This is a genomic window from Priestia megaterium (assembly GCF_046599315.1).
In the GTDB taxonomy this organism is placed as follows: Bacteria; Bacillota; Bacilli; order Bacillales; family Bacillaceae_H; genus Priestia; species Priestia megaterium_F.
In genome coordinates this window covers 1-24245 of record NZ_JBKIKC010000031.1, presented here as the reverse complement: position 1 = coordinate 24245, position 24245 = coordinate 1, and the positions used below count along the sequence as shown (strand labels likewise).

The window sequence follows — 24245 nt, the reverse complement described above, 5'->3', positions numbered from 1 at the left end:
ATCAATATTTTGCTTCAAAAGTTCGTTTTCGCTCAAAGAAAATTGATGTAAATCTAAAATTAATTAATGAATCTTTAGCAGAGTTTGTTAGCAACCAAGTATTGATACAAAATTATCAGCAAAAGCTTCAAGGGTTTGAAATCTCTTTTATTCCTCTTCAAAATTATGAAATTCAAGACTATTTTGGAGGAGAACACAGAGAAACATTGGAAGGGTAAATCATTCCCTTCCTTTTTTATTTGGTGTTTTGCCATTTTCAGCTTAACAAGACAAAATATACCTCTATTTATATTTCATAGTTTGGAAGTTTTGTCATTTTTAACGTACTAAATAAAGGCTTTTGCCGTTTTTTACGTACTTCTTTGCTTCTTTTGCCGTTTTCTGCGTACTAATTACTGCCTTTTGCTGTTTTTGACGTACCACTTTGCTTCTTTTGCCGTTTTTTACGTACTAAATACAATTTATTTACTAGTTATTTCTTATTAATTGTTAATTATGCCCTTTTTTAAACAAAATCACCCTAGCTTTTGCCGTTTTTCACGTACCCCTTCACTACTTTTGCCGTTTTCTGCGTACTAAACTTTGCTTTTCCCTTTATTATTGCCTTTTTAAACCACATTTTTTATTCTTTTCGCGACACATATAAAGGTTTTGCCATTTTTGACGTACCAAACAAAATCTTTTGCTGTTTTTGACGTACCACTTTGCTTCTTTTGCTGTTTTTTACGTACCACTTTGCTTCTTTTGCCGTTTTTTACGTACTAAAAATAGCTTTTGCCGTTTTTGTCGTACCAATAAAATTCACGCTGTTATTTACAGCGAACACAGAAGTGGTATTTTTACCTTTTTCTAGGTGAACAGAGATAGCTTTTGCCGTTTTCTGCGTACCACTCTTCACTTTTGCTATTTTTCTCGTACTATACTCAACATTTTGCCGTTTTTTACGTACTAAAATGCATAAAGTTTTTTTTGATTTTTAGTGACCGTAACAAACACTGTTCTACCGGTACTTGCTTGCTTTTGCCGTTTTTGTCGTACTAAAAAACCCCTACGCTGAATCCCTTGATATGACAGCATTCTTTGAACCTTTTGCCGTTTTTAGCGTACTACTCGTTCGTTTGCGATTCTGTTTCTTATTGATATAATTTTCACAAGGTATTCTTTGTTATTTTACCCTAATAAATTAATGTTGATTTGAAATAGATTGGAGGGATTCTCATGATAAAAAAAGAATTTGCGAAAATTGGAAAACAAATTATTCGCCAATTGTCTAGCACCGTAGAAAAATATAAAGATATTGAAGATCACATGGACCTAGACGATCATGGGAACCCCACAATCAAAACGGTGGCGGAACACCACCGTTTATCTAAATCTCAAATTTCACAATTAATTTTTTATCACTTCCTTCACGTTGATGAAAGAGGTATTATTTGTGATGTTTCTGAAAAAGAGATTGCAGCCGCTTTGAATTGTACGGTTCGAACAGTTCGCAACAATAATATAGTATTAGCAGAGACAGAATTAATTTCCTATTCTCGCAGCGGCAAAGGAATCAATATTTGTATTGTTCCCTACCCTCAATATTTTGAAGAACACGGCTTTGGGTTTATGGAACTAGAATATACTCGCTTTGAAGAGCTTATTCTAATTGAAAACGTAAACGCCCTTCGTTTAGAGCTGCGCAAAGAATTGGTTTATGACAATGATACGATTAAGCGTCAGTTTAATCCTGGAGAAAACACTTCAAAAATTAGCTTTAATGACTATAAAATTTTTACACCGAAATATACTCACTACAAAGGTATGATGCAAAAAATAGCGGAAACGCAGACGAGTGCATTTAAAACTGTTGTTCAAGGATCTACTATTTTCTTTGTTTTAAAAGACGGCGCTAAAAATGGCAAGATGTCAAAGCAAGAAAAGAAAGAGCAGTATGATGCGGTAATTCGACGTACTATTGAAGAAATTTTTGTCGAATTATCTGGACACAGCACAGATTCTACAGAAATTTTGATGTCTTCGTTCCAAAATGAAGACATCGCTGATTTGGTTCAGCTTTCTTTTGAATATGGCATTGAACCAGTAAAGTCTGCCCTTTATTCTCTCATTGAACAGGCTTTCTTTAGCTATGACGCCCAAGTCGTTGAAAATTACGGTGGAAAAATCCGTACGCTCATTCGAAAAGAGCTTTCAAAAAATCTTCAAGACCAAGTCCCTGTCGAACTTACAGCTTCATAAGGGGCTTATTTGGCATGCTTTTTTTTTATTTTATTTCCATTTTCTTCTCTTTTTTTATACAAATAACGCAAACAAGCATCCATTCTTTCAGCTTTCCCGCTCCATTATCCTATCTATATAAACATAATGAGTGCAAATAAATGACTTTCCTTGTGTATAACTACAGAATATTACTAAAAAAGCCGCTTTATTTTTATCCACAAGTGAAAAAAAACATATTCAATTAACGTTATATCATCCTATTTGTTAATAAAAGCATTCACTTTATTTTTTTATTGACGATGATTTCCAAGTTATTTACTTCTTGATGTAACTATTTTTATCCACAAGGGAAATAATCCATACTTTTAACAATAATCTTCATACAATTAGTTTTAAAATCCATTCTTTATAAAAGAGAAAACATAGTGAATAAAATAGATTCCATATCTGTTGTTATAAAAAACATCCTTTAACTAAAAGGATGCTGTTCACAAAAAAGGTCTATTTTCCACACGGTTATTTTTTGAAAAGCTATTTCTCCTCTAACCCTTGATATGATTGGGTTTTTAGAGGTTTTTTCTTTCTTTAATATCTGTATATAATGTTTGCTAATAAGATCTATATTAATATCTGCTATAAGCTTTTACTTAATATTTGTATAAAGAAATGGTTTAAAGATATTCATTTTGGAGAATTTTCTCTTTTTCTAGAATAAAGAGGTTTCATTTCATATACTAAATACAAATAAATTAAAATAAACAAATACAATGGTTCAACATATCTTAATAAATTCTAGTAGTATATTTTTCAAAATAAATTATACTATTCAGTAGAGAAAATTTTATGAAGCAAGAAAGGGACTTAGTCATGAAAGACATACAGTGGGTGCAGCAGACTTTATTTAACACCGGTAAGTGGATTGAAATTAGTGAAGTAATCATAAAAATTATTTTGATTTTTATCACTGCTCAAATTGTGATTCGGTTTGCTCGGAGTGCAATTAATAAAATCTTTGATTTCAGGTTTAAAACTAAGCTGCTTAGGTACAATGAACGAAAAGAAATAACGCTGAAAAAACTTTGTTTGAGCATTGTGACATATGTAGTGTATTTTATTGTACTTATTACGTCTTTAGAGGCAATCGGAATTAATATGAAAGCACTTTTAGCAGGAATTAGCGTAGCAGGGTTTATCACAGGCTTAGGTGCGCAAAATTTAATTAAAGATATTTTGAACGGCTTTTTTATTCTATTTGAAGATCAATTCTCAGTGGGAGATCACGTATCCATAAACGATACGGAAGGAACTGTCGAAGAAATTGGATTGCGCACTACAAAAATTCGCGGAGTTGACGGAGAGTTTTATTTCTTTGCCAATAGTAATATCACAAAAGTAGCGAACTTTACACTCGGTGAAATTCCTGAGGTACATAAAACGGAACAAGTAAAAACTCGCGAAGAATAGCTTCACGAGTTTTTATTTACGACAGTTGTAAAAAATTGATCATACGATGTAAGGTGATAATCTGCTTCAATGTCGTTATTTTGAAATGCACATGTTTTAATTCCTAGCTCACGAGCAGGTTTTAAGTCGAGCTCGCGGTCTCCAATCACTAAATCAAGCTGATACTTATCGTGAAGATATGCATAAGCTCCGCTATCAGGCTTTCGTTTGTAGCCATCATCCTTTGTAATAATCTCCGTAAAATAGTGCTCCATATTAAAAAATGCAAGAATATCAAGAGTGGACTGTCTAGATTTGTGCGTAACAATTACATTTGTATCTGCAAAACTCAGCACTTCTTCTACATAAGGAAAAGCAGGCTTATCTTTAGGGTTGATTTTTTGTTCGAGCACATGGAAGTGATTATCAAACAAAGACTTTTCAATATCGAAGTGCTTAATTGCTACGTCAGAAGATATCTTCATGTGTTTTAAAATATCATCTTCTGAGATAGTTGGATCTGTTAGTAATTCTTTGAATGCTTTTACAATAGTTGGGTAGGTATCGAAGATGGTTCCATCAAAGTCCCATAAAATATTCATTTTCGCTGTCTCTCCTTCTTAAAAACGTAACAATTATACCAAATTTTTCATTGCTTGTCAGTGAACCTTCTCGTCATCGTTACAGTTAAAGTAAAGAAACTCCTTCATACGAGTTTTTTACTATATTAGCTGCTGCTGCATCCACTTCCACAGCTAGAGCTGCTGCAGTTTGAACTGGAACAGCTGCTGCCGCTGTCATGATGATGACCTCCGTCATGGTGGTGATGATGGCGGCTGTCTTCCCATGGGCTTGAACAGCTATAGCCGCTGTACGAGGCTGTCTCTCCCGCATACATCGTCTTTTTATATAGCAATAGTTCATTCATATGGCTTGAAAAGTCGGCAGCTTCGTACAGCGAATAAAAGACAAAGCCTTGAAAAAGAAGTTCGTTTGATATATTTCCTTTCTTCTTTGCTTTTTTAAAATAAGAGGATCCTCCTGATTTCATCCGTTTTTTTGCATCCTTAATTTCTTCTTTTAACATTTTAATCAAATGTCTCTGCTGTTCATCCCATTTGCCGTTTCTTAAAAAATAACGATTTAGTAATTCATCTTCTGATAATCTTTGAAAATCTTGAAGTGTACTTTTATCAAGCGGGTGCTGAAAAAATTTCCCCCAAAGCAGCCGGCTGTTGCCCATTATGTCAAACAAGTGAGCATACATCCAATCGAAGAACGCTCGCTTATCTGGCTGTGGTGATGGAGCTGCGTCTACATTCGGCTGGTGATGCAAAAAACGGTTGAAAAAGCGGTCGGTAAAACGCTCATAATCCACTGTAAACATAATCATTTCGTGCCACACTTCATCTACTTTTGCACTAAACATCGGTACGTCTTTAATGACTGCATTTAATAAAAAGTAGCGCTTCATCTCAAAGAACGTCCACTCCACTTCATCGTCTTTTATACTTGTTCCTTTCATACGCTGTTTTACTTGCTGAACATAGGCTGTCGGTAACGAATCTTCTAGTGAATGAACAATATCTTCAAACTCCTGATCTTTATGTATTCCGAGCTCATCTGGAAGCTCCTCTTTGTATAAGTGAAATCCTTTTGGCCTTGCAATCCCTTTAATAATCATAGCTAAAAGGATTACCACTCCTACTATAATGGCTGCTATCATCTTCTTCCCCCTATATCGTATCTATATATTCAATATTTTACCACATTCGTAAAATACAAAAAAAGAGCTCAATTAGCTTGAGCTCTCGTCATCATCGGGTATCTCGTCTACTTTTTCTACTTTGACTAGACCTTTCGTGCTGTATTCAAGATCAAAGTATGCTTTGACGATATCCCCTTTTTTCAAATTGCTTGGAATTGGTTCATTTAAATTTTTATCGGAAAATTTAATGCCCGTTCCTTCTTTTGTTGTTCCGCTGTATGTACCGTTTTCGATTTTTTCAATAGTAATATAATACACTCGATATTTATGCGCTTCCTCGTCGCCTTTCGCTTTTTCTTTAACGGTTTCTTGTTCAGGAAGCTTACTCAGTGTTTCTTGGGCCTGTTCAGAAGTTGGCTCTGCTGATCGATTTATGAATTGCATCACAACTAAAATTAAACATATAACTACTAAAACTAATAATAATATCTTTTTTGCTGATAAAGACAATGAACTGTGCCTCCTTACACCTTTATGTATATCATGCTGCACACAAGAGATTATACACGATAAAGGATTAAAAATTGGAATAAAATCTATAAAAATAGTAAAAATATGAGAAAGTACCTAGAATTTTTTACGCTTTTCTGCGCTTTTTTGAGATAAAAAAGAAATTTGGTACCTTATCCTTAAATTGTAACTGATTCACTTCATTTTCGAAAAGAGTTTTGCCCATTTTGTCGTAAAAAAGTCATAATAAGAAGGAATATCAAACCATATTGTCGAACGTATGTATATACTTGTAATGACCTGCCGAACTGCTTTTCTCTACCCTCATTGTTGAGGCAATATGGCAACTGAAACAGCTTGCTGTTAAATTCAGATTACACATCTATACTCAGGAGGTGGAATGCAAAATGATGTTTGCACTTATTGTTGTGGTTGGTATCGTAGCACTTGGCGTAGCTAGCTTCTACGTCATTAAGCGACCTCAAGGCGCTGTTGATCCTGAGGATCGCAAACCGCTTGTTTCTGTAAACGGACATGTTAAATTTGCAGAAGGAATTAATCAAATTTCCATATCCAAAATTGACATGTACAATCAGCGTCTTGTTATCAATCAAGTAGCTATTATTCCATTTAACCGTATTCAACGAGCAGAATTTTCAAAGGTTGTCAAAAATGAAAAAGGCCTTCACGGAGCTCCTGTTCAACGCTATTTCGGTGAATTAACTATTCATTTCACAGACAAGAATGGGCAAGAAACCTACATTCGCTGTGAAACACCGAAAAAAAATCAATTTCACCTCATCTACCAGTACGATTTAATGAAAAGACAATTAAATAAGCGTCTTGGTCTTGAAGATCAGCAGCCTTACCTTACTTTTCAAGAACCATACGAACTATAAGAGAAAACCTCCCTTTTTCACATATTATTTCACTTCCCTGTACATACTAGAAGCGAAACTGAAAATGGGAGGTCATTCCAATGGATTTCGTCCGTTTTTTGCAATATTTTTGTTCAATCGCCGGAGCCATATGTTTAGGGTTTACCTACTATCACATGTTCAAGCGTGAAGCTCCGGTTAAAAAAGAAGAATCACAGCAAGGTGGAACTGACTAAAGTTCACCTTGTTTTTATGTTGATGATATATTCCATCACTTTCTACTGAAACTGCTTTGCTACTTCAAGTATTTCATCTCTATACAACGAAATCTCATTTACGTCATTTAGTTTATAAATAGTTTTTTCCTCATCGTTTAATTGTATATATTTATTAGCTGTATTAAACCCTAGTCTGCAAACCCATTTTCGAATGCTGTTGTCTAATAGCACATTAAAATAGCTTTTATTATCCCGGTAATGAACTCTACTTGAGTCAATCTCATCTTTTAATAGTAACTTTACAAAAACATATCCTTCTATTTCTTCTTCGGTTGTAACGATAGTTTCAATAGTAACTTTATCTTCAGCAACATATTCATCCTTTAGAACTTCACCTTCCACTATATGTTCTTCGCTAGCAGATGAAGAATTTAAAGCTTTTTGAAGCTTGTCATTTACTTTTTCATTCACAAATTGTGTTAAAGATTTTTGTACTGTTCCCCTAAAGTTATCTATGACTTTCTTTGTTTTTACACCTTGATATACATCACTCAAGATAAACTTGATAAACTCATCATTTGGTTCCTCCCATTGTTGATTTAAAAATTGCTTAATTTCACTCGTGTATTTTAACTCCGACGCTGTAGTAAGAACGTTTTCAACGTTAAATACGTTTTTTCTAAACTTTGCTATCTCGTATACATCATTATCTCTAAACTCAAGTAGATTAAAAATAAAGAAAGGCTTAATGTCCATTCTATTTGGCTCTTCTAGGTCTGTATAAAATCTATATTCAATACCATTCGTTAGAATAGCAAATTTAGCTTTAGTCGTTCCAAAATATCTAAATAGCTGAGAATCATGTTTTAAAAGGTCTTCATGTACACTTTTCGCTTCGATTAGTATAACTGGATTATTACTATCTATAATTGCATAATCAATTTTTTCGCCTTTTTTTATACCAACATCTGCTATGAATTCTGGAACAAATTCTTCTGGATTGAAAATATCATATCCTAATGCTTGTATAAAAGGCATAATTAAAGATGTTTTTGTAGCTTCTTCAGTTTTGATGTTATCTTTGATTCTCTCAATTCTACTAGACAGAGCCTTAATCTGTTGAATAAAATTTTCCACTTCATCTCTCCCCCTTATGTACTATTACTATGCTTGAAAAGGGAAACTATGAAATCATTTTAGTGTCTATTAGCACACAGAAAGGCTATTTATTTTTTATTTACTTAGAGGCTATCTTTTTAGTTTTACATTTATGAAATTAGTACATAAAAAAACAACCTCCTAGAATTTTTATATCCAGAAGGTTGTTTTTATAAAGTAACATATAGTAATTTATTTTAATTCTTTAAATTAAAACGCCCAGTTCCCTTTTCTAAACACAGGCTCGCTTGTACCGTCAGCTTTGATGCCGTCGATGTCCATTTCAGCTGAGCCAATCATGAAGTCAACGTGGGTGATGCTGTCGTTTGCTCCGTTTTGTGCTAGCTCTTCTTTAGACATCGTTTTTCCGCCTTCTAAACAGAACGAATATGAGCTGCCGATTGCTAAGTGGTTGGAGGCATTTTCGTCAAACAGCGTATTGTAGAAAATGATGTTTGACTGAGAAATTGGCGATTGATGCGGTACTAAGGCTACTTCTCCTAAGTACTTGGCACCTTCATCTGTTTCAATGAGGTGCTTTAATGTTTCTTCGCCTTCTTCTGCTTTTATATCGACAATTTTTCCATTTTCAAATGTTAGCGTGAAGTTTTCAATTAAGTTTCCTGCATAGCTAAGCGGTTTTGTGCTCGTTACTTGACCGTTTACGCCGTCTTTTTTTGGTAGTGTAAATACTTCTTCTGTTGGCATATTGGCCATAAACGAGTTGCCGTCTTCATTAACACTGCCTGCGCCAACCCAAATATGTTTGTCAGGAAGCTCGATTGTTAAATCTGTTCCTGGCGCTTTATAGTGAAGCTTAGCAAATTTCTTTTCATTTAAAATGTCTACTTTTTTATGTAATGAAGCGTTATGCTCTTCCCATGCGGCCACCGGATTTTCTTGGTCTACGCGTACGGATTTAAAAATAGCTTCCCATAGTTTATCTTGCTGCTGCTCTTCTGGAACGTCAGGAAATACTTTTGCTGCCCAGTCTTTTGAAGGAACAGCTACGATGGACCAGCTGATTTTATCGGATTGAATAGCTTCCCGGAATTTTTTCATTGCTTTCCCACTTACTTTTTGGAACGCAGCAATACGTTTGCCGTCTACTCCTTTTAATAAGTCAGGACCGCTTGAAATTACAGATAACACAGCGCCTCCGTTTTTAACAAGCTCTTCTCTTGCTTGAGCTTTCCAAGCTGGAAATTCATTAAATACAGATTCATCCGCTTTTTCGTATTTCAAACGAACTAAATGATCGTCATGCCAGTCTACATCAACAGACTTTGCTCCGGCTTCATACGCTTTTTTCGCAATTTCACGTACAAAATCAGCGGAAGAAATATCGGCATTAATGTTTAATACTTGCCCTTTTTGAATGTTTACACCGACTTTTACAGCCAGCTCGGCGTACTTTTCAATATTGCGATCAAACTGTTCCATAATTTATCTCCTTTACGTATATATTCTAACGATTTCATTGTATCATGAATAAAACGTCATTTAAAAATTCCAGCCTATAGTTTACATAATATAATTACGTTATTTTACAGACTATTAGATAGCAAAAGTTTGTTCTCTAGAAATCAGAACAAACTTTTGTCTTTCACAGATTCAGTTTTGTAGCCGAGCCGCTCCGAAATGTTTTTCCCTATATCAACCATGCGTTCTTGAAGGTAAGTTAAGCGTTCATTAGTCATACGCATAGTAGCACCAGAAATGCTGACTGCGGCAACAACTTGACCAAGGTGATCAAAAATAGGCGCTGCAATGCAGGTAATTCCGTATTCATTTTCTTCTAAATCCAGCGCATATCCTTTTTGTCTCACTTCTGAAAGTTCCCGAAGAAAGTTTTCTTCATCCGTAATGGTTTTATCGGTATGAGCGGGTAAGCCTTTTCTCTCAAGAATGCTTGTTACCGTATTAAGCGGTAAAAAAGCTAGAATAGCTTTACCGACGGACGTACAGTGCATAGGCGCTCTTTTTCCCACTTTTGAATGCATGCGCAGCGTCTGATTTCCTTCTAATTTTTCAATATACACCACTTCACCTTGGTCATAGACAACAAGGTGAATAACTTCATTTGTTTCACTTTCAAGCTCTTGCAAAAACGGCTTTGCTTCCGTTCGTAAGTCAATAGAATCTAAAAGTTTTGAACTTACTTCTAAAAACTTATACCCAAGCTTGTACCGCCCCGTTTCTTGATCTTGTTCAATATATCCGTACTGAGCAAGAGTGATTAGAATACGATATACAGAGCTTTTGTTGATGTCCATTTGCTTTGCAATTTCTGTGACGCCTACCCCTTCTCTTTCCATGCTGACAATTGTGACAATATCCAATGCCCGGCTTACAGACTTAACCATATTTTCTCGCTCCATGTTCCTCTCTCCTTTATGTGTGATGTTACTGCCGGGCATTTTTCATTCCTTTTATACGTTTATACGTTCTTTCTCTGCAACAAATGGATTTTGGAGGGTCCCAATTTCTCGGATGGCACATTCAATGACATCGTTTGCGCTCACCAGCTCCGCGCCTACCGGACTTCCTGTTAAAACCACATCTCCCGGCTTAAGGGTCATAACAGTAGAGAGGTAAGCAATCATTTGTCCAACGGAAATAATCATTAAATCTGTCGAGCTGTTTTGTTTTTCAACGCCATTTAAAAACGCTTTTACATGAATTGAATTAAAATCAAGCTCCGTTTCGATTACGGGGCCAAGAGGAGTAAAAGAATCAAAGGATTTTCCAATGGTCCAGTGTCCGTCTTCATGAAAATAATCCGGAGCCGTTACATCGTTTCCAATTGTATACCCGAATATATAATCCAGTACGTCTTCTTTTGCGATGTTCTTTGCCTCTTTTCCAATAACAACCGCAAGCTCGGACTCGAACTTAACGTGCTTAATGGCAGCTGGAATGACAATATCTTCGTTTGGACCAATTACAGAAGATGTGGGCTTAAAAAAGAAGACAGGAATAGAAGGTATTACTTTTGGCAGCTCTGATTTTGCGGCTGCATAATTTGCGCCTATTCCAATAATTTGATTTGGTTCCAAAGGAGCCAAAAGCCTTACTTCATTCACTGAAAAAGTTTGTCCTGTATAGTCCCATTTCTCAAATATATTTCCTTCAATAACGCTGATTGTATCTTCTTTTAGTACACCTGTATGGCGGCTATCTTGTACGGCAAACCTTACAAATTTCATAACAGAGCTCCTTTTCCCATTTGCTTAGTTTTTAATAAGAATAGTAGATAGTCAGATTCTTAAGGTGTAGATACAGCCTGCCATCCCTATGCTGACAGGCCGTTTTTTCTTACTGTTTTATAGCTGCTTTTGCTTTTGCTTCGATACGGCGGCGGTGTAAAATTGGCTCCGTATAGCCGTTCGGCTGATCATAGCCTTGGAATACTAAATCGCAGGCTGCCTGAAAGGCAATGGATGTGCTGTAGCTCGATGCCATTGGCTGATACAGGGGATCATTCGCATTTTGTTGATCCACTACTTTTGCCATCCGCTTTAGTGTTTCCGTTACTTGTTCTTTTGTACAAATTCCATGATGAAGCCAGTTAGCTACGTGCTGACTAGAAATACGAAGCGTTGCCCGGTCTTCCATCAGCCCTACGTTATTAATGTCCGGTACTTTTGAGCACCCTACTCCTTGATCAACCCATCTCACTACATAGCCAAGTATTCCTTGAGCGTTATTGTCGAGCTCCTGCTGTATTTCATCTTTGCTCCAATTTGGTTTTTCTGCCACAGGAATTTGCAAAATGTCGTCTCGTAAATCAGTAGACTGAGTAAGCAATTCATTTTGAACATCTCTTACATCAATTTGATGATAGTGAAGAGCATGAAGCGTCGCTGCGGTTGGTGAAGGCACCCATGCCGTATTCGCTCCTGCTTTTAAATGCCCCACTTTTTGCTTAAGCATTTCCGCCATCATATCCGGCATTGCCCACATTCCTTTTCCGATTTGAGCGCGGCCTTGGAAACCGCTTGCTAATCCTATGTTTACATTGGATTGCTCGTAGCCTTGAAGCCATTTAGACGCTTTCATATCATTTTTACGAATAACAGCGCCTGCTTCCATAGAAGTGTGAATTTCATCGCCTGTTCTGTCTAGAAATCCTGTATTGATAAACGCCACTCGGTCTTTTACTTCTTTGATGCACGCTTTTAAGTTGAGCGTTGTGCGGCGCTCTTCGTCCATTACGCCGATTTTAATCGTATGACGCTCAAGCCCCAGCATATCTTCGATTGAATTAAATAACGTGTTGGCAAAGGCCACTTCTTTGGAGCCGTGCATTTTTGGTTTAACGATATAAATAGAGCTCTTTTTAGAATTTTGATACGTGCCGTTTTTAAGCAAGGTGTGTTTGGCAATTAAACTAGTCACAACGCTGTCTAAAATACCTTCGTAAATTTCGTTGCCATCACGATCTAAAACAGCGCTGTTTGTCATTAAATGTCCGACGTTTCGAACGAACATAAGCGAACGGCCAGACAGTGAAATCTTTTTCTTTTCTGGAGACAAATACGTACGGTCTGGATTTAAACGCCTTGTTATGCTTTGGCTTCCTTTTTTAAAAGTAGACGTTAAATCACCTTTCATTAATCCTAGCCAGTTGCGATAAACATCTACTTTATCTTCTGCGTCTACGGCCGCTACTGAATCTTCACAGTCCATGATTGTCGTAAGAGCTGCTTCCATTAAAATATCTTTTACGCCGGCGTCGTCTGTTTTGCCAATTGAATCCGTACGATCAATTTGAACTTCAAAATGCAGGCCGTTGTTTTTGAATAAAAGAGCATCAAGGCTGCTCTCTTCTCCTTGATAACCTACAAATTTCTCTTTTTCCTGCAATTCTGTTAAACTACCATCGTTTAATTGAGCTACAAGCTTTCCATTTTCAAGACTGTATTGAACCACTTCCGCATGAGAAGAGTGAACAAGCGGGACAACTTCATCAAGAAAATTCTTTGCAAATGCAATAACTTTTTCTCCACGAATTGGATTATAAGAACTTGTGCGCGAAGCTCCATTTTCTTCACTGATTGCATCGGTGCCGTAAAGAGCATCGTAGAGACTTCCCCAGCGTGCATTAGCAGCATTAATAGCGTACCGAGCGTTATTTACGGGTACAACAAGCTGCGGTCCTGCTTGATAGGCAATTTCGCTGTCTACTCCTTCTGTTCCAATAAGGAAATCTTCTGCTTTGTCTTCTAAATAGCCAATTCTCGTTAAAAACGATTTGTATTCGTTAAAGTCACCGTCAGGATTTTCTTGATGCCACGCATTAATTTGAGCTTGCAGCTGATCACGCTTTTCTAACAAACGTTTATTTACAGGTGTTAACTCGGTTACTAACGCTTCAAAATTAGACCAAAACTGTTCTGTGCTTAGCCCGCTGTCGGGAAGAGCTTCCTCATTGATAAATTGATAGAGAACTGGAGCTACTTTCAGATTTCCAACTTGTTTATAGTTTGTCACCGTCTGTTTCCTCCTCTTACTCTTTTACATTTTTAAATTTGGACACGCTTTCATTTCTTTTGGCAAAAATGGTTAAGACGAACATTTGCGATGCTGTTTCTTATTGCAAAACAGCGTTTTATTTTTGTTGAAAAAATCATATCATTGAGGAGATTTATTTTCAAGAATTTTCTAAAAATAATACGCTTTTTTTCTTTTCTTTTTTGACTTCCGCGCATCGGCTCGGACTTGGAAAAAGTTTTCCTGCATTTAATAGATTTTTAGCATTAAATACTTCTCGTATATTCGTTTGTGCTTGAATTTCATCTTCATTAAAAACAAATCGCATTTCTTCTTTCTTTTCAATGCCTACACCGTGTTCCCCGGTAATTGTGCCTCCTACTTCTGCACATACTTGCAAACATGCACTTCCGGCTTCGAGTGCTTTTTCAGTTTCCCCTGGGTTTCTAGCATCAAATAATACAAGCGGATGCAAGTTCCCGTCTCCAGCGTGAAAGATATTGGCAATGCGAAGACCTGATTCTTCGCTAATTTTATTAATTCGCTTTAGCACTTGAGGCAATTTACTTCTTGGAATGACACCGTCTTGTACAAGGTAGTCAGGGGATATAGCTCCCATCGCTCCAAACCCTGTCTTCCGATTTGCCCACCACCTGGCGCGCTCTTCTTCATTTTCAGCTACTTTCACTTCCCTTACATTTCGTTTTTGGCATACGTCTAAAATACGAAGGATTTGCTCTTTGATACCGGCTGAAATGCCGTCTACTTCAATTAATAAAAGAGCTTCAATATCTCTGGGGTGTCCGACCGGAAACGCAGCAGCTTCCACTCCTTCAATGGCGGTTTTATCCATCATTTCAAGCGCAGCGGGAATAATGCCGGCTGATATAATATCTGATACCGCTTGACTGCCGTCTTCTACGCGGTCGAAATAGGCAAGAACCGTTTGTTTTGCTTCGGGGTTTTTTAAAATGCGTACCGTAATTTTTGTAACGATTCCTAACGTCCCTTCTGATCCCGTTAAAAGCCCTAGCAAATCATATCCTGGTTCATCTGGAATACCTTGCTTGCCAAGTTCAATCACATCTCCATTTGGAAGCACCACTTCTAGCCCTAAAATATGGTTGGTGGTCACTCCATACTTGAGACAGTGAGCCCCTCCTGCATTTTCCGCTACATTTCCACCAATGGTGCAGCAATACTGACTCGAAGGATCCGGTGCATAGTAGTATCCTTTTTCAGAGATTGAATTGGTTAATGCGAGATTAATAAATCCCGGCTCTACAACGGCACGTCTGTTTTTATAGTCGACGCTAATCAGTCGCTTCATTTTCACTAAACTAATAACCACTTCGTTATTGAGAGGAATGGCTCCTCCGCTTAGCCCTGTCCCTGCTCCCCTTGCAAGAAAAGGTAAATTATGTTTATTGCAGTATTTAACAATAGCAGAAACTTCTTTTGTATTTTGAGGAAATACCACAGCTTTAGGCAAGTGTCTGTGAATGGTAAATCCATCGCAGTCGTACGCAAGCAAATCTTCTTTATGATACAAAATAGAATGAGCATCTACTAGTTGAGAAAGTTTTTTTACGTGAAGGTCTTTTATTCTATTTTTCTTCGACACGATACGCTTCCTCCTCCTCTTTTTGATAGGCCCATTCTAAAAGCTGTACCGTGTGAACAATTTGCTGATTTCGTCCATATTTTTTTACCCCTACGGCCATCTGCAGCATACATCCCTGTTTCCCATCGAAATCATTTCCACGTCATGGGGCACATTTTCCATTTTACTTTGAAGCACGGCTCCCGCCATTTCAGGGTTAGTTAAATTATAAATTCCTGCGCTTCCACAGCATCGGTCCGCGTTAGCCATATGAACCATTTCCACTCCAGGAATAGAGAGCAAAATATCTCTTGGTTCTTTCCTAACTCCTTGACCATGAGCTAAATGGCAGGCGTCGTGATACGTAATGCGCGTATGCAGCTTCGCCTGCGGGGGGCGATATCCTGTATCGTGAAGGTATTTTGAAATATCTTGGACTTTTTCAGCGAAGACTTCGGCTTTTTCAAGCCACTCTTGCTCTTCTTCTCTAAATAATTCAGGATACTCTTTTAACATGCAGCCGCATCCAGCAGCGTTTACAATAACGATATCAGCATGTTGAAACGCCTCTATATTTTTTTTTGCAAGCTGCCTCCCCATGTCTCGGTCTCCTGCATGAACGTGCAAAGCACCACAGCATGTCTGAGACCGAGGAATAACAACGTCGTTTCCATTTCTTCTTAACACATTAAGAGTCGCTTCGTTAATATCACTGAACATGACGTCCATAATGCAGCCGGTTAAAAAAGCAACTTCTGCTTTTCTTTCTGCTTTTGCTTTTAAAACGCGTTCTTTTTTGTATTTTTTTCGAACAGAACGGGTAATCTTAGGCATCACATGTTCCATTTCTGCTAGATGGGTAGGCATGATATTTAACATGCCTGTTGTGCGAACCATTTTTTGAATTCCGCTTTTTTGATACATCTTTAATAGGCTCCCTGCAGCTTCCAAGCGATGGGCATGAGGAAAAAGTTCCTTAAGAAAAAATTTGCTGATCATCCCTTTCCATCCTGTCAAAGGCATCGCCTGACGAATTTGGCCGCGAGCTTCTTCAATAAGTCCGCCAACGTCTACATTTGCAGGACAAGCAGTTGTACAGGCCCGGCAATCCAAACAGGCAAAAACAGGATCTGTAAACTGTTCATTAACGTTTATTTTTCCTTCTGCTACCGATTTGATAAGATGCACGCGTCCCCTGGGTGAATGCTGCTCTTGCCCGGTTATTTCATAAGTAGGACAAGACTCCAAGCACATTCCGCAGTGTACACAATCCGCCCATTTTTTTTCGTCTGGCGCGTCTTTCCATAAATAATTGCTAACGCTTTGACATGGAGCATCTTTGACATCCGCTTTCGCTGAATTCACTTAGATTCCTCCTATAAATCGTTTATAGTTAAGCACATTTTTAGCGTCCACCTTTGCTTTAATTCCCGCCAATAACGGAAAATGAAAAGGTTTTTCCCCCCACACATTCACTTTTTGACGCAGTATAAAAGGCAAATGTTTAACGACCACATATCCTCCGTACGTTTTAGCAGTTTCAGTAAATGAAGTGATAACGGAAAGAATAGCTTCTTCTGAGCCTTTTATGTAGACCGAGCAAAGACCGTGTCCAACTCCTCCATGTGCTTTTATCAGCATTGGACGGGAAGTTCTTAAAGCAGTACTTTTGTTTATGACATCAAGTACATTCATATTCGGTACGCCGACTTTTAACGTGGCTTCCGTTTCTTCTTCGGAAGAACAAAGCGCACCATTTGGAGTAATGTTACTAAAAAATCTCCAAAATACCTCGGCTTCTTTTTCCTGCAGTACCTTTAAAATCGTATCCGCGGGCTGAATACTTTTGATGTAATCCTCTTGATAATGAACGGAACTTTCCACGTCTTCAAAGCTAATCACAAGCGTAAACAGATGCTGCCCTATTACATCTTCAGCTAAAGAAGGATTTAGTAATTCCAAGGCAACGGGCTCTATTATAGAATCTAAGACTTTGCTAGCAAACGCGTGAATTTCTTCCATATTGCCTGTTGAAAAAGAAATAAAAAGAACGCTTTGATACTTAGGCAGCGGACGCAGTTTTAACGTTATTTCTGATATAACGCCGAGCGTTCCCATTGAACCAATAAACAGCTTATTCATATCATAACCAGCCACGTTTTTGACGACTTTTCCGCCTGAGCGAACAATGGTTCCATCTGAATATACGACTCTCATACCGATTACCGCATCCCGAGCTGATCCATAAGACAGGCGCTTTGGACCACTTTCATTCGCTGCAATAACTCCGCCGATTGTAGCGTAATCTGCTAGAGCTGGATCAAGTGAAACTTGCTGATTGTGCGTTTTTAAATACGTTTGTAGCTCTTCAAACGATGTACCAGCTTTTACAGTAACCGTCATATCTCCTACTGTATGTTCAACAATTCCGCTGTATTCAGTCAGCGAAAGTAAAAGGTCGGCTGTCTCCATAAGCCCGCCAAACCCTTTTTTTGTACCGTTCCCTTCAATGATGACTTTTTTTCCGTGTTCCGTTGCATACTTTAAAGTGGCTGCTATTTCTTGCTCTGAAGTTGGCTTAAGGTGAAGGGAACCGCTATTTCCAAGGAAGTGATTCATATGCTGTTCTTCAAGTGTGGAAGGATTAAATAAAATGGATTTTAAATGACCTGGAAGCTCTAACGTACTCAATAAATTGACTCCTCTCGTTTTGTAATAGCAAACAACGTTTCACTAATAACAGAAAGAAGTGCCACATATAATACGACTAAAAGTAGTAGATTAATAGGAAGGATAATTAGTAGAATAGATGAAAAGTTATATTTCAAGCGCTTACAATCATTAAATCACCTATTCTTGGGATTTTCAACCAATATTTTCTTCATATCAATAAAAAAATGTCCCTTTTTTTGAAAAAAAGTTTCTTTTAGTACTTGCCTATCCCAAAAGGATTAGAATATAATGTAAGCGAATTCATTTTTACATAAGTCATCAGATGACCTTATCATCGTAGTTTTGATTGTTTTGTTTTACTAAATTCGTAGTTCACTAATTTGAAAATGAGGTGTTAGTTATGACATGGACACAGCAGTTCACTCCTGTAGGAAACAGCGTCATTTGGTCTTCATTAATCGCTTTGATTCCTATTCTTTACTTCTTTTGGGCTCTGGCTATTAAACGAATGAAAGGTTATATGGCTGGAGTTACAACTTTACTAGTTGCACTTGCCGTTGCAATATTCGCCTACAAAATGCCGGCTAGCATGGCTTTTATGTCAGCTAGTCAAGGGGCCGTATACGGTATACTGCCGATTGGATGGATTATCATTACGTCTGTTTTTCTTTACAAACTAACTGTGAAAACCGGTCAGTTTGATATTATTCGTACCTCTGTTGTATCCATTACAGAAGATCGCAGACTTCAAGCTTTGTTAGTCGCTTTTTCGTTTGGTGCTTTTCTTGAAGGTGCTGCTGGTTTCGGCGCACCTGTTGCTATTTCAGCAGCTCTGCTTGTAGGTCTAGGCTTTAATCCTTTGTATGCCGCTGGCTTATGTTTGTTAGCAAACACAGCACCCGTCGCTTTTGGTGCAATCGGTATTCCTATCACGGCTATGGAAGGTCCTACTGGAGTGGCGGCCATGGAGATCTCGAAGATGGTAGGTCGTCAGCTGCCTTTTATTTCTGTATTTATTCCGCTGTATTTGGTTTTTGTAATGGCTGGATTTAAGAAAACATTAGAAGTACTTCCTGCTATTCTAGTATCCGGCGTCTCTTTTGCTCTTACACAGTTTGTCAGCTCTAACTTTTTAGGGCCTGAACTTCCCGATATTTTATCAGCACTCGTTTCACTTTTTGCGCTTGCTATTTTCTTAAAATTCTGGAAACCGAAAACAACGTTCCGTTTTCAATCTGAAAAAGCAGCACATGAAGTAGCTTCCGCTTCAGTTGAGCCAAGAGAAACTCAAGATAAATCTACATTCACAGGGGCTCAAATTGCAAAAGCATGGTCACCTTTTCTAATTTTAACGATATTTATTTCTGTATGGGGAATTCCTCAAATTAAAACCGCTTTGACAGGACATTACGAAGGAGCTAACGCCTTTTTGGGCGCTATCAATTCTATCGGCCATTATTTAACGTTTATGCCAGAAGTACCTTGGTTAAATAATTTAATTTTAAATGGAAATGGAGAACCGATCGCGGCAGTGTACAAGTTAGAATTACTAGGCGCTGCTGGCACAGCTATCTTGCTATCTGCTGTTGTCACAAAATTTATCGTCAACATCTCTTGGGAAGACTGGTTTGTTACGTTTAACGAGACGTGCAAAGAATTAGCGCTGCCGCTGCTTACGATTACCTCCGTTGTAGCATTTGCTTACGTGACAAATGCTTCTGGAATGAGTACAACCTTAGGTCTACTGCTAGCTAAAACAGGCGCGTTATTTCCCTTTTTCTCTCCTGTACTCGGCTGGCTCGGTGTTTTTATTACAGGATCAGATACATCGGCCAACCTATTGTTCGGCAACTTACAAAAAATTACGGCCACGTCTATTGGAATGGACCCGCTTCTTGCTCTTGCAGCAAATTCTTCGGGCGGAGTAACCGGAAAAATGATTTCACCACAATCCATTGCCGTTGCCTGTGCTGCGGTTGGGTTGGCTGGAAAAGAATCCGATTTGCTTCGTTTTACAGTAAAGCACAGTTTATTTTTACTGCTGATTGTCTGCGTACTAACATTTTTACAATCTAATGTATTATCATGGATGATTCCTTAACCAAAAAAGCTTCCGTATCTAGAGGTATCCCTCTGCGCGGAAGCTTTTTTCTTCATTTACGCTCGATTAATGGCATATACAACAAATAAAACAATATCTAGCAAAATCATTACAACACCGAAAAGCAGCCAGACGTTTCCTTGAGTCTTCTTCTCTCCTTCTTGCATTTCAAACGCTCGAATAGCAAATACAATTCCAAGTGTAAACACAAGAAAAAACAGCTGACGGTAATCGAAGAACGACAGTACGACAAAAATTAAGGTGAAAAACACCATAATCATTTCTAAAATCTGATAAGGTTGCTTTTGACATGCTAATAACAGTTTCATTTCTTGACCTACTTTCATCCCGTTCTTAATAGCGTTATTTTACTATTAATTTTAAATGAGATGTTAGCGTTTCGGGCACTTTTCACTGTTTTGTAACAAAAAAGCGTACGTTAGTTAAACGCACGCTTCTTTTTCATTCATTTACATTTGGATTCATTGGATTATCAATTCCTGTTTTATCTTGAATTTTTTTATAAATAAAATACGTATAGACAGCAATTAGAATGGAGAATGCCCACGTAACAGCCTGACGGAATACAATCATGTTCCCGTACCCTTCTACTCCGTATTTTTGAATCAATACGTATTTTACAATCGCTAAAAATACGTAGCGGCCTGCGAACAGTACTGTAAGCCAGTTCATCATTTTGAAGAGATCAGGCTGGTGAAAGAGCTTAAGAGAATCTTCTCGTTTATAGCCCATCAAGTAAGCTGTATCTACAAAAAAGTACAACCCAATTGGCTTTTTTATCATAATTGTAAACAGAACAACTACAGCTAGTCCAATCATAAAGTATACTTGATTATTTAACATTGTTGCTGCGTTCCCTGAAATTAAATCAATAATTGTACGTGCCAGGAGCGTAATGACAATAAACAATCCTGTTACGTTAAACTGACGATCTTTGATAAATGTATAAATGGTATACACAAATGCTGGTGCTGTTGAAAGCAAAATGGCATAGTAGTCACCAATAATGTCTTTTCCTTGGTTCCATATTAGGTACGGAATAGCGATATAAAAAAGTAAATCAAACCATACTCGTTTTGTATTGTTCATATATAACTCCTTTAAAAACGTTGTTCTTGCTATTATATGGGATACTACGCAAGAAAAAAAGGTTTTTACCTGGAATGTTATGAAATTTTAATCATTTTATGTTTAGATCCAGAACGGCAGGGAAAATGATTTCTAGAAAGACTTCAAGAGTTATAAACATCCAAACACTTGAGCAGCAATACATGTGCCACAAGTGAAAAATGCTGAAAGGATTGATTCATTATCGCACTTCACCTAACGTACACGTCAGAAATGGAAAAGGCCATGCAACTTTCTCACGGCGTGGGGTATGCTGAATATAGCCGTAAACTAGACAAACGTCTACAGGTGGAAAAAGAACGGGAAAAAGATTATCAGGCCAGCAAAAATATACTGCGCGATATAAACCAGCATCGATAATAAAAAGCCGCTTGCTAACAAGAGTAGCAAGCGGCTTTTTATTTACAAATAAACTAAATTTATACATAATAGGGAAGTGTATGTATTAAAGAAAGGATCTTGCTTATTATGATGGAAAAATTACTTATTATTTGTGTGTTTGTAGGAATTATTCACATGATTGAAACACTAGCCTATTCTGTAAGACTTGCGGGCTTGAAAACTGGAAAACTAGTCGTGGCTTTATCTCTTTTTAATATTATTGTTATTGTTTCAAGAACAGCTAATATGGTGCAAGCTCCGCTGACGGGCAAATTAGGAGATGCCGTCCAGTCTAAAGAAGATCTGCCCGTTCTACTTCATCAGCTTCAGACCATCTTGCTCGCAGCTTCTATTGGGACAATTGTAGGCGCTCTTTTACTTCCTAGCTTTGTGTCGATCTTCTCCCGAATGATTTCACACTTAGAAGTAGCGGGATCTGTACCTCAAATGATGAAAAACATTACTTCTATACATACGCTGGAAAAAGCCAAAAAACACGTTAAGCGTCCTAGATGGACCATGCTATCTCAGCTGCGAATTGGTGGAGTGCCCAAACGGTTACTGCTTTTGAATTTAATGGCTACGACCATTTATACAGTAGGTGTTCTTTCCACTCTTTATGCTTCTACACTTGAGCCTACTCTTTCTAAATCAATTTTAATGTCTTCTGGTCTTATTAACGGACTAGCCATGATTACCCTTGCTGTGTTTGTAGATCCGCAAGTAGCCATTTTAACTGAAAAGGTAATGAAAGGTGATTCCACTAAACAATCTATGAACAAAATGGTTGGCACGCTAGTCATCTCCCGTTTGTGTGGGACAGTATGTGCTCAGGTTCTCTTAGTGCCTGCTGCTCTTTATATTGCGTGGATTTGCAAGTTAATCCCTTAGAAAAGACTTCGTTAAAGAAGTCTTTTTTATACATATTCTACTTTTTTGTATCTATGAACAGCCACACTTAAAAGAAGAAAGCTGCTTACTAATGTAACAACTACGGTATAAGTGACACTTTGTGACCAGTGCAGTTGTTCAAGTATACGAGCAGCGTATTGTGACAACGCCACAGGACTCCACTTTAATTGATCCGTAAACAAAGTGCTTAAAAATGAAAGTAATGCAACGCCCAAAATACTGACTCCGGCAATCCCTCCGCTTTGTAAAAGAAAGGTTCCCGCTGCCACTAAAACTGACAAGATAAAAATCAGCCACAGACTGTATAAAAAAAAGCTAAACAGCATATGAGTCCAATCCACATGTGAAAATAAAAGGTTGGTATAATACCACGCTGCTATATAGCTTATAAACGTTGAGCTAATAACTAGCACGATTTGGGCAGCCCATTTACTCATAATGTATTGAAAGACACTCACCGGTCTCATCATAACAAGTACAGCAGCATGATTTTGTCGTTCATTTGAAATTATATTCATGCTTGCTAGCACAATCAGTAAGGTTCCTATTGTGCTATATTGTGAAAGGACACCTTGTAATACTTCTTGACCGGTGGGCGTCGGAAGTTGAATAATTGCTCCTTTTGGTAAATTCCCTGCCATGTCAATAATTTGCGGCATATAATAATTTGTTAAAGGCTGTGTGATGCCTAGTAAAATCAGTGAGACTGGCAGCCAAATCCCTTTGCCATTTGCGAATAATTCATGCAGTTCTTTTTTTAATAAGACTCCAAATGTATTCATTTGTTCATCACCTCTAGATACACATCTTCAAGAGAATGCTGTCTTTGTTCAAATAAAATAAGGTTCGATTGTTGATCAACAATCAGTTGAAGTAGTTGCTGCTGCTGAGATTTGTCTTTTACATGTACAGTGGCTTTATAAGGAGAATGAAACAGCATCTGTTCACTTGGTAGACTGTCAAAAGATGCAGGGAGCCTTTCTTCTGTTTCAATCGTAAAAACCGGAGACGTAAACTCTTGGCGCAATGAAGTTTTTGTTCCATTCCATTTCATACGTCCGTTTTTAATCATCATGATGTTATCGCATATTTGTTCCGCATCATGCAAAATATGGGTTGAAAAGAGGATCGTCGTGTCTCTTTTTAATGTTTCAATAATCATTAGTACGTCTTTTCTGCCTTCAGGATCTAAAGCCGAAACCGGTTCATCTAGGATTAACAGCTCAGGTTTATGTAACAAGGCCTGCGCTAAGCCTAAACGTTGTTTCATCCCTCCAGAAAATCCAGCAATTTTCCGCTTCTCTTTTCCTTTTAAACCTACAAGTTCAAGTACTTCATCTATTCGTTGGGAGAGCATATTCTTTGAGATTTTAGATAAAAGACCTACAAAATTTAAATACTGCTGAGGCGTCATCCAATTAAAAAACGTAGGATGCTGCGGAAGAAAGCCAATAAATGATCGTGCATCTTGATGTTGTTTATCTTTAAAAGAAATTTTCCCTTTACTAGGTGCAATAAGACCTGCAATCATATGCAGAGTAGTCGTCTTACCTGCACCGTTGGGGCCTAACAATGCTACACATTTTCCTTTATAGAGATTAAAGGAAAGGTTATTTACAACAGTTATATTACGATACGTTTTTGTCAGCCCTTCTACTTGCATAAACATCTTAGCTTCACCTCACTGTTTTTTACGTCCTAAAACAAAATATAAAACGGGGCCAATTGTACTTATACATAAAATAATGAGGCCCCATACCCATTTTGGTCCGTTTGTCTCTTCTTGCTTTAT

The 24245-nt window shown here is 37.7% G+C and carries 22 protein-coding genes and 2 pseudogenes; 7 read left to right on the top strand and 17 right to left on the bottom strand.

Annotation, left to right across the window (positions count from 1 at the left end; genetic code table 11):
- Positions 1-218, top strand: a pseudogene (locus ACLHDF_RS32725) (hypothetical protein); the annotation flags it as partial.
- Between the two features lie 536 nt (positions 219-754).
- Here ACLHDF_RS32725 and ACLHDF_RS32720 read toward each other — a convergent pair.
- Positions 755-898 carry a hypothetical protein gene (locus tag ACLHDF_RS32720; protein ID WP_413920672.1) on the bottom strand — a complete coding sequence of 48 codons (144 nt, stop codon included), beginning with the start codon at positions 896-898 and terminating at the stop codon, positions 755-757.
- Between the two features lie 320 nt (positions 899-1218).
- Between ACLHDF_RS32720 and ACLHDF_RS32715 the strand changes: the two genes are divergently transcribed.
- Together ACLHDF_RS32715 and ACLHDF_RS32710 are read left to right on the top strand one after the other, a co-directional pair.
- A complete protein-coding gene (locus ACLHDF_RS32715; RefSeq protein WP_413922451.1) occupies positions 1219-2241 on the top strand; it encodes a hypothetical protein in 1023 nt (340 codons plus the stop codon).
- An 825-nt stretch (positions 2242-3066) separates the two neighbouring features.
- A complete protein-coding gene (locus ACLHDF_RS32710) occupies positions 3067-3687 on the top strand; it encodes a mechanosensitive ion channel family protein (RefSeq protein ID WP_413922450.1) in 621 nt (206 codons plus the stop codon).
- A gap of 2 nt (positions 3688-3689) precedes the next feature.
- Here ACLHDF_RS32710 and ACLHDF_RS32705 read toward each other — a convergent pair whose 3' ends face one another.
- From ACLHDF_RS32705 to ACLHDF_RS32695, 3 genes are all read right to left on the bottom strand, one after another.
- Complete coding sequence (locus ACLHDF_RS32705) at positions 3690-4268, bottom strand: HAD-IA family hydrolase (RefSeq protein WP_413922449.1); 579 nt, start codon at positions 4266-4268, stop codon at positions 3690-3692.
- A gap of 125 nt (positions 4269-4393) precedes the next feature.
- A complete protein-coding gene (locus ACLHDF_RS32700) occupies positions 4394-5392 on the bottom strand; it encodes a hypothetical protein (protein WP_413922448.1) in 999 nt (332 codons plus the stop codon).
- Positions 5393-5464: 72 nt separating this feature from the next.
- The gene (locus ACLHDF_RS32695; RefSeq protein ID WP_413922447.1) at positions 5465-5884 is read right to left on the bottom strand and encodes a hypothetical protein; all 420 of its coding nucleotides are present in this window, start codon (positions 5882-5884) and stop codon (positions 5465-5467) included.
- 407 nt (positions 5885-6291) lie between these two features.
- Here ACLHDF_RS32695 and ACLHDF_RS32690 point away from each other — a divergent pair, with 407 nt between their 5' ends.
- Together ACLHDF_RS32690 and ACLHDF_RS32685 are read left to right on the top strand one after the other, a co-directional pair.
- Positions 6292-6783, top strand: coding sequence for a hypothetical protein (locus ACLHDF_RS32690; protein ID WP_413922446.1), 492 nt, complete (start codon positions 6292-6294; stop codon positions 6781-6783).
- A gap of 80 nt (positions 6784-6863) precedes the next feature.
- Complete coding sequence (locus tag ACLHDF_RS32685; RefSeq protein ID WP_413922445.1) at positions 6864-6998, top strand: hypothetical protein; 135 nt, start codon at positions 6864-6866, stop codon at positions 6996-6998.
- A 42-nt stretch (positions 6999-7040) separates the two neighbouring features.
- Here ACLHDF_RS32685 and ACLHDF_RS32680 read toward each other — a convergent pair whose 3' ends face one another.
- From ACLHDF_RS32680 to ACLHDF_RS32645, 8 genes and pseudogenes are all read right to left on the bottom strand, one after another.
- A complete protein-coding gene (locus ACLHDF_RS32680) occupies positions 7041-8117 on the bottom strand; it encodes a type I restriction endonuclease (RefSeq protein WP_413922444.1) in 1077 nt (358 codons plus the stop codon).
- Between the two features lie 231 nt (positions 8118-8348).
- A complete protein-coding gene (locus tag ACLHDF_RS32675; protein ID WP_413922443.1) occupies positions 8349-9581 on the bottom strand; it encodes an aminopeptidase in 1233 nt (410 codons plus the stop codon).
- A gap of 143 nt (positions 9582-9724) precedes the next feature.
- On the bottom strand, positions 9725-10519 hold the full coding sequence (locus ACLHDF_RS32670) for an IclR family transcriptional regulator (protein WP_413922442.1): 795 nt from the start codon (positions 10517-10519) through the stop codon (positions 9725-9727).
- A gap of 51 nt (positions 10520-10570) precedes the next feature.
- Positions 10571-11347, bottom strand: a complete 777-nt coding sequence (locus ACLHDF_RS32665) for a fumarylacetoacetate hydrolase family protein (protein ID WP_413922441.1) — start codon at positions 11345-11347, stop codon at positions 10571-10573.
- 109 nt (positions 11348-11456) lie between these two features.
- Positions 11457-13634 carry a malate synthase G gene (locus tag ACLHDF_RS32660; RefSeq protein WP_413922440.1) on the bottom strand — a complete coding sequence of 726 codons (2178 nt, stop codon included), beginning with the start codon at positions 13632-13634 and terminating at the stop codon, positions 11457-11459.
- Between the two features lie 160 nt (positions 13635-13794).
- On the bottom strand, positions 13795-15258 hold the full coding sequence (locus ACLHDF_RS32655) for an FAD-linked oxidase C-terminal domain-containing protein (protein WP_413922439.1): 1464 nt from the start codon (positions 15256-15258) through the stop codon (positions 13795-13797).
- A pseudogene (locus tag ACLHDF_RS32650) lies at positions 15242-16602 on the bottom strand ((Fe-S)-binding protein). The gene ACLHDF_RS32655 and the pseudogene ACLHDF_RS32650 overlap by 17 nt, the downstream one beginning before the upstream one ends.
- Complete coding sequence (locus ACLHDF_RS32645; RefSeq protein ID WP_413922438.1) at positions 16603-17928, bottom strand: FAD-binding oxidoreductase; 1326 nt, start codon at positions 17926-17928, stop codon at positions 16603-16605. It lies immediately after the preceding pseudogene.
- A gap of 382 nt (positions 17929-18310) precedes the next feature.
- Here ACLHDF_RS32645 and ACLHDF_RS32640 point away from each other — a divergent pair, with 382 nt between their 5' ends.
- Positions 18311-20011 (top strand): L-lactate permease, encoded by a 1701-nt coding sequence (locus ACLHDF_RS32640; RefSeq protein WP_413922437.1) that lies wholly within the window; start codon positions 18311-18313, stop codon positions 20009-20011.
- 56 nt (positions 20012-20067) lie between these two features.
- Here ACLHDF_RS32640 and ACLHDF_RS32635 read toward each other — a convergent pair whose 3' ends face one another.
- Both ACLHDF_RS32635 and ACLHDF_RS32630 read right to left on the bottom strand, forming a co-directional pair.
- A complete protein-coding gene (locus ACLHDF_RS32635; RefSeq protein WP_413922436.1) occupies positions 20068-20340 on the bottom strand; it encodes a hypothetical protein in 273 nt (90 codons plus the stop codon).
- 133 nt (positions 20341-20473) lie between these two features.
- On the bottom strand, positions 20474-21121 hold the full coding sequence (locus ACLHDF_RS32630) for a VC0807 family protein (RefSeq protein ID WP_413922435.1): 648 nt from the start codon (positions 21119-21121) through the stop codon (positions 20474-20476).
- A 507-nt stretch (positions 21122-21628) separates the two neighbouring features.
- Here ACLHDF_RS32630 and ACLHDF_RS32625 point away from each other — a divergent pair.
- Positions 21629-22432, top strand: a complete 804-nt coding sequence (locus ACLHDF_RS32625; protein WP_413922434.1) for a lipid II flippase Amj family protein — start codon at positions 21629-21631, stop codon at positions 22430-22432.
- A gap of 26 nt (positions 22433-22458) precedes the next feature.
- Here the strand turns inward: ACLHDF_RS32625 and ACLHDF_RS32620 are convergent, their stop codons facing one another.
- From ACLHDF_RS32620 to ACLHDF_RS32610, 3 genes are all read right to left on the bottom strand, one after another.
- Positions 22459-23235, bottom strand: a complete 777-nt coding sequence (locus ACLHDF_RS32620) for an ABC transporter permease (RefSeq protein WP_413922433.1) — start codon at positions 23233-23235, stop codon at positions 22459-22461.
- Positions 23232-24122 (bottom strand): ABC transporter ATP-binding protein, encoded by an 891-nt coding sequence (locus tag ACLHDF_RS32615; protein ID WP_413922432.1) that lies wholly within the window; start codon positions 24120-24122, stop codon positions 23232-23234. Before ACLHDF_RS32615 ends, ACLHDF_RS32620 begins: the two co-directional genes overlap by 4 nt.
- Positions 24123-24134: 12 nt before the next feature.
- The coding region (locus ACLHDF_RS32610) for a PLD nuclease N-terminal domain-containing protein (protein ID WP_413922452.1) at positions 24135-24245 on the bottom strand (111 nt) is incomplete at its 5' end.

Excerpts from the sequence above, each read along its gene's own strand:
- ACLHDF_RS32715 (WP_413922451.1), top strand. The coding sequence starts at position 1,219 with ATGATAAAAAAAGAATTTGCGAAAATTGGAAAACAAATTATTCGCCAA.
- ACLHDF_RS32670 (WP_413922442.1), bottom strand. The coding sequence starts at position 10,519 with ATGGAGCGAGAAAATATGGTTAAGTCTGTAAGCCGGGCATTGGATATT.
- ACLHDF_RS32710 (WP_413922450.1), top strand. The coding sequence starts at position 3,067 with ATGAAGCAAGAAAGGGACTTAGTCATGAAAGACATACAGTGGGTGCAG.
- ACLHDF_RS32675 (WP_413922443.1), bottom strand. The coding sequence starts at position 9,581 with ATGGAACAGTTTGATCGCAATATTGAAAAGTACGCCGAGCTGGCTGTA.
- ACLHDF_RS32685 (WP_413922445.1), top strand. The coding sequence starts at position 6,864 with ATGGATTTCGTCCGTTTTTTGCAATATTTTTGTTCAATCGCCGGAGCC.
- ACLHDF_RS32705 (WP_413922449.1), bottom strand. The coding sequence starts at position 4,268 with ATGAATATTTTATGGGACTTTGATGGAACCATCTTCGATACCTACCCA.
- ACLHDF_RS32620 (WP_413922433.1), bottom strand. The coding sequence starts at position 23,235 with ATGAATACATTTGGAGTCTTATTAAAAAAAGAACTGCATGAATTATTC.
- ACLHDF_RS32665 (WP_413922441.1), bottom strand. The coding sequence starts at position 11,347 with ATGAAATTTGTAAGGTTTGCCGTACAAGATAGCCGCCATACAGGTGTA.
- ACLHDF_RS32625 (WP_413922434.1), top strand. The coding sequence starts at position 21,629 with ATGATGGAAAAATTACTTATTATTTGTGTGTTTGTAGGAATTATTCAC.
- ACLHDF_RS32615 (WP_413922432.1), bottom strand. The coding sequence starts at position 24,122 with ATGTTTATGCAAGTAGAAGGGCTGACAAAAACGTATCGTAATATAACT.
- ACLHDF_RS32690 (WP_413922446.1), top strand. The coding sequence starts at position 6,292 with ATGATGTTTGCACTTATTGTTGTGGTTGGTATCGTAGCACTTGGCGTA.
- ACLHDF_RS32700 (WP_413922448.1), bottom strand. The coding sequence starts at position 5,392 with ATGATAGCAGCCATTATAGTAGGAGTGGTAATCCTTTTAGCTATGATT.
- ACLHDF_RS32635 (WP_413922436.1), bottom strand. The coding sequence starts at position 20,340 with ATGAAACTGTTATTAGCATGTCAAAAGCAACCTTATCAGATTTTAGAA.
- ACLHDF_RS32640 (WP_413922437.1), top strand. The coding sequence starts at position 18,311 with ATGACATGGACACAGCAGTTCACTCCTGTAGGAAACAGCGTCATTTGG.
- ACLHDF_RS32630 (WP_413922435.1), bottom strand. The coding sequence starts at position 21,121 with ATGAACAATACAAAACGAGTATGGTTTGATTTACTTTTTTATATCGCT.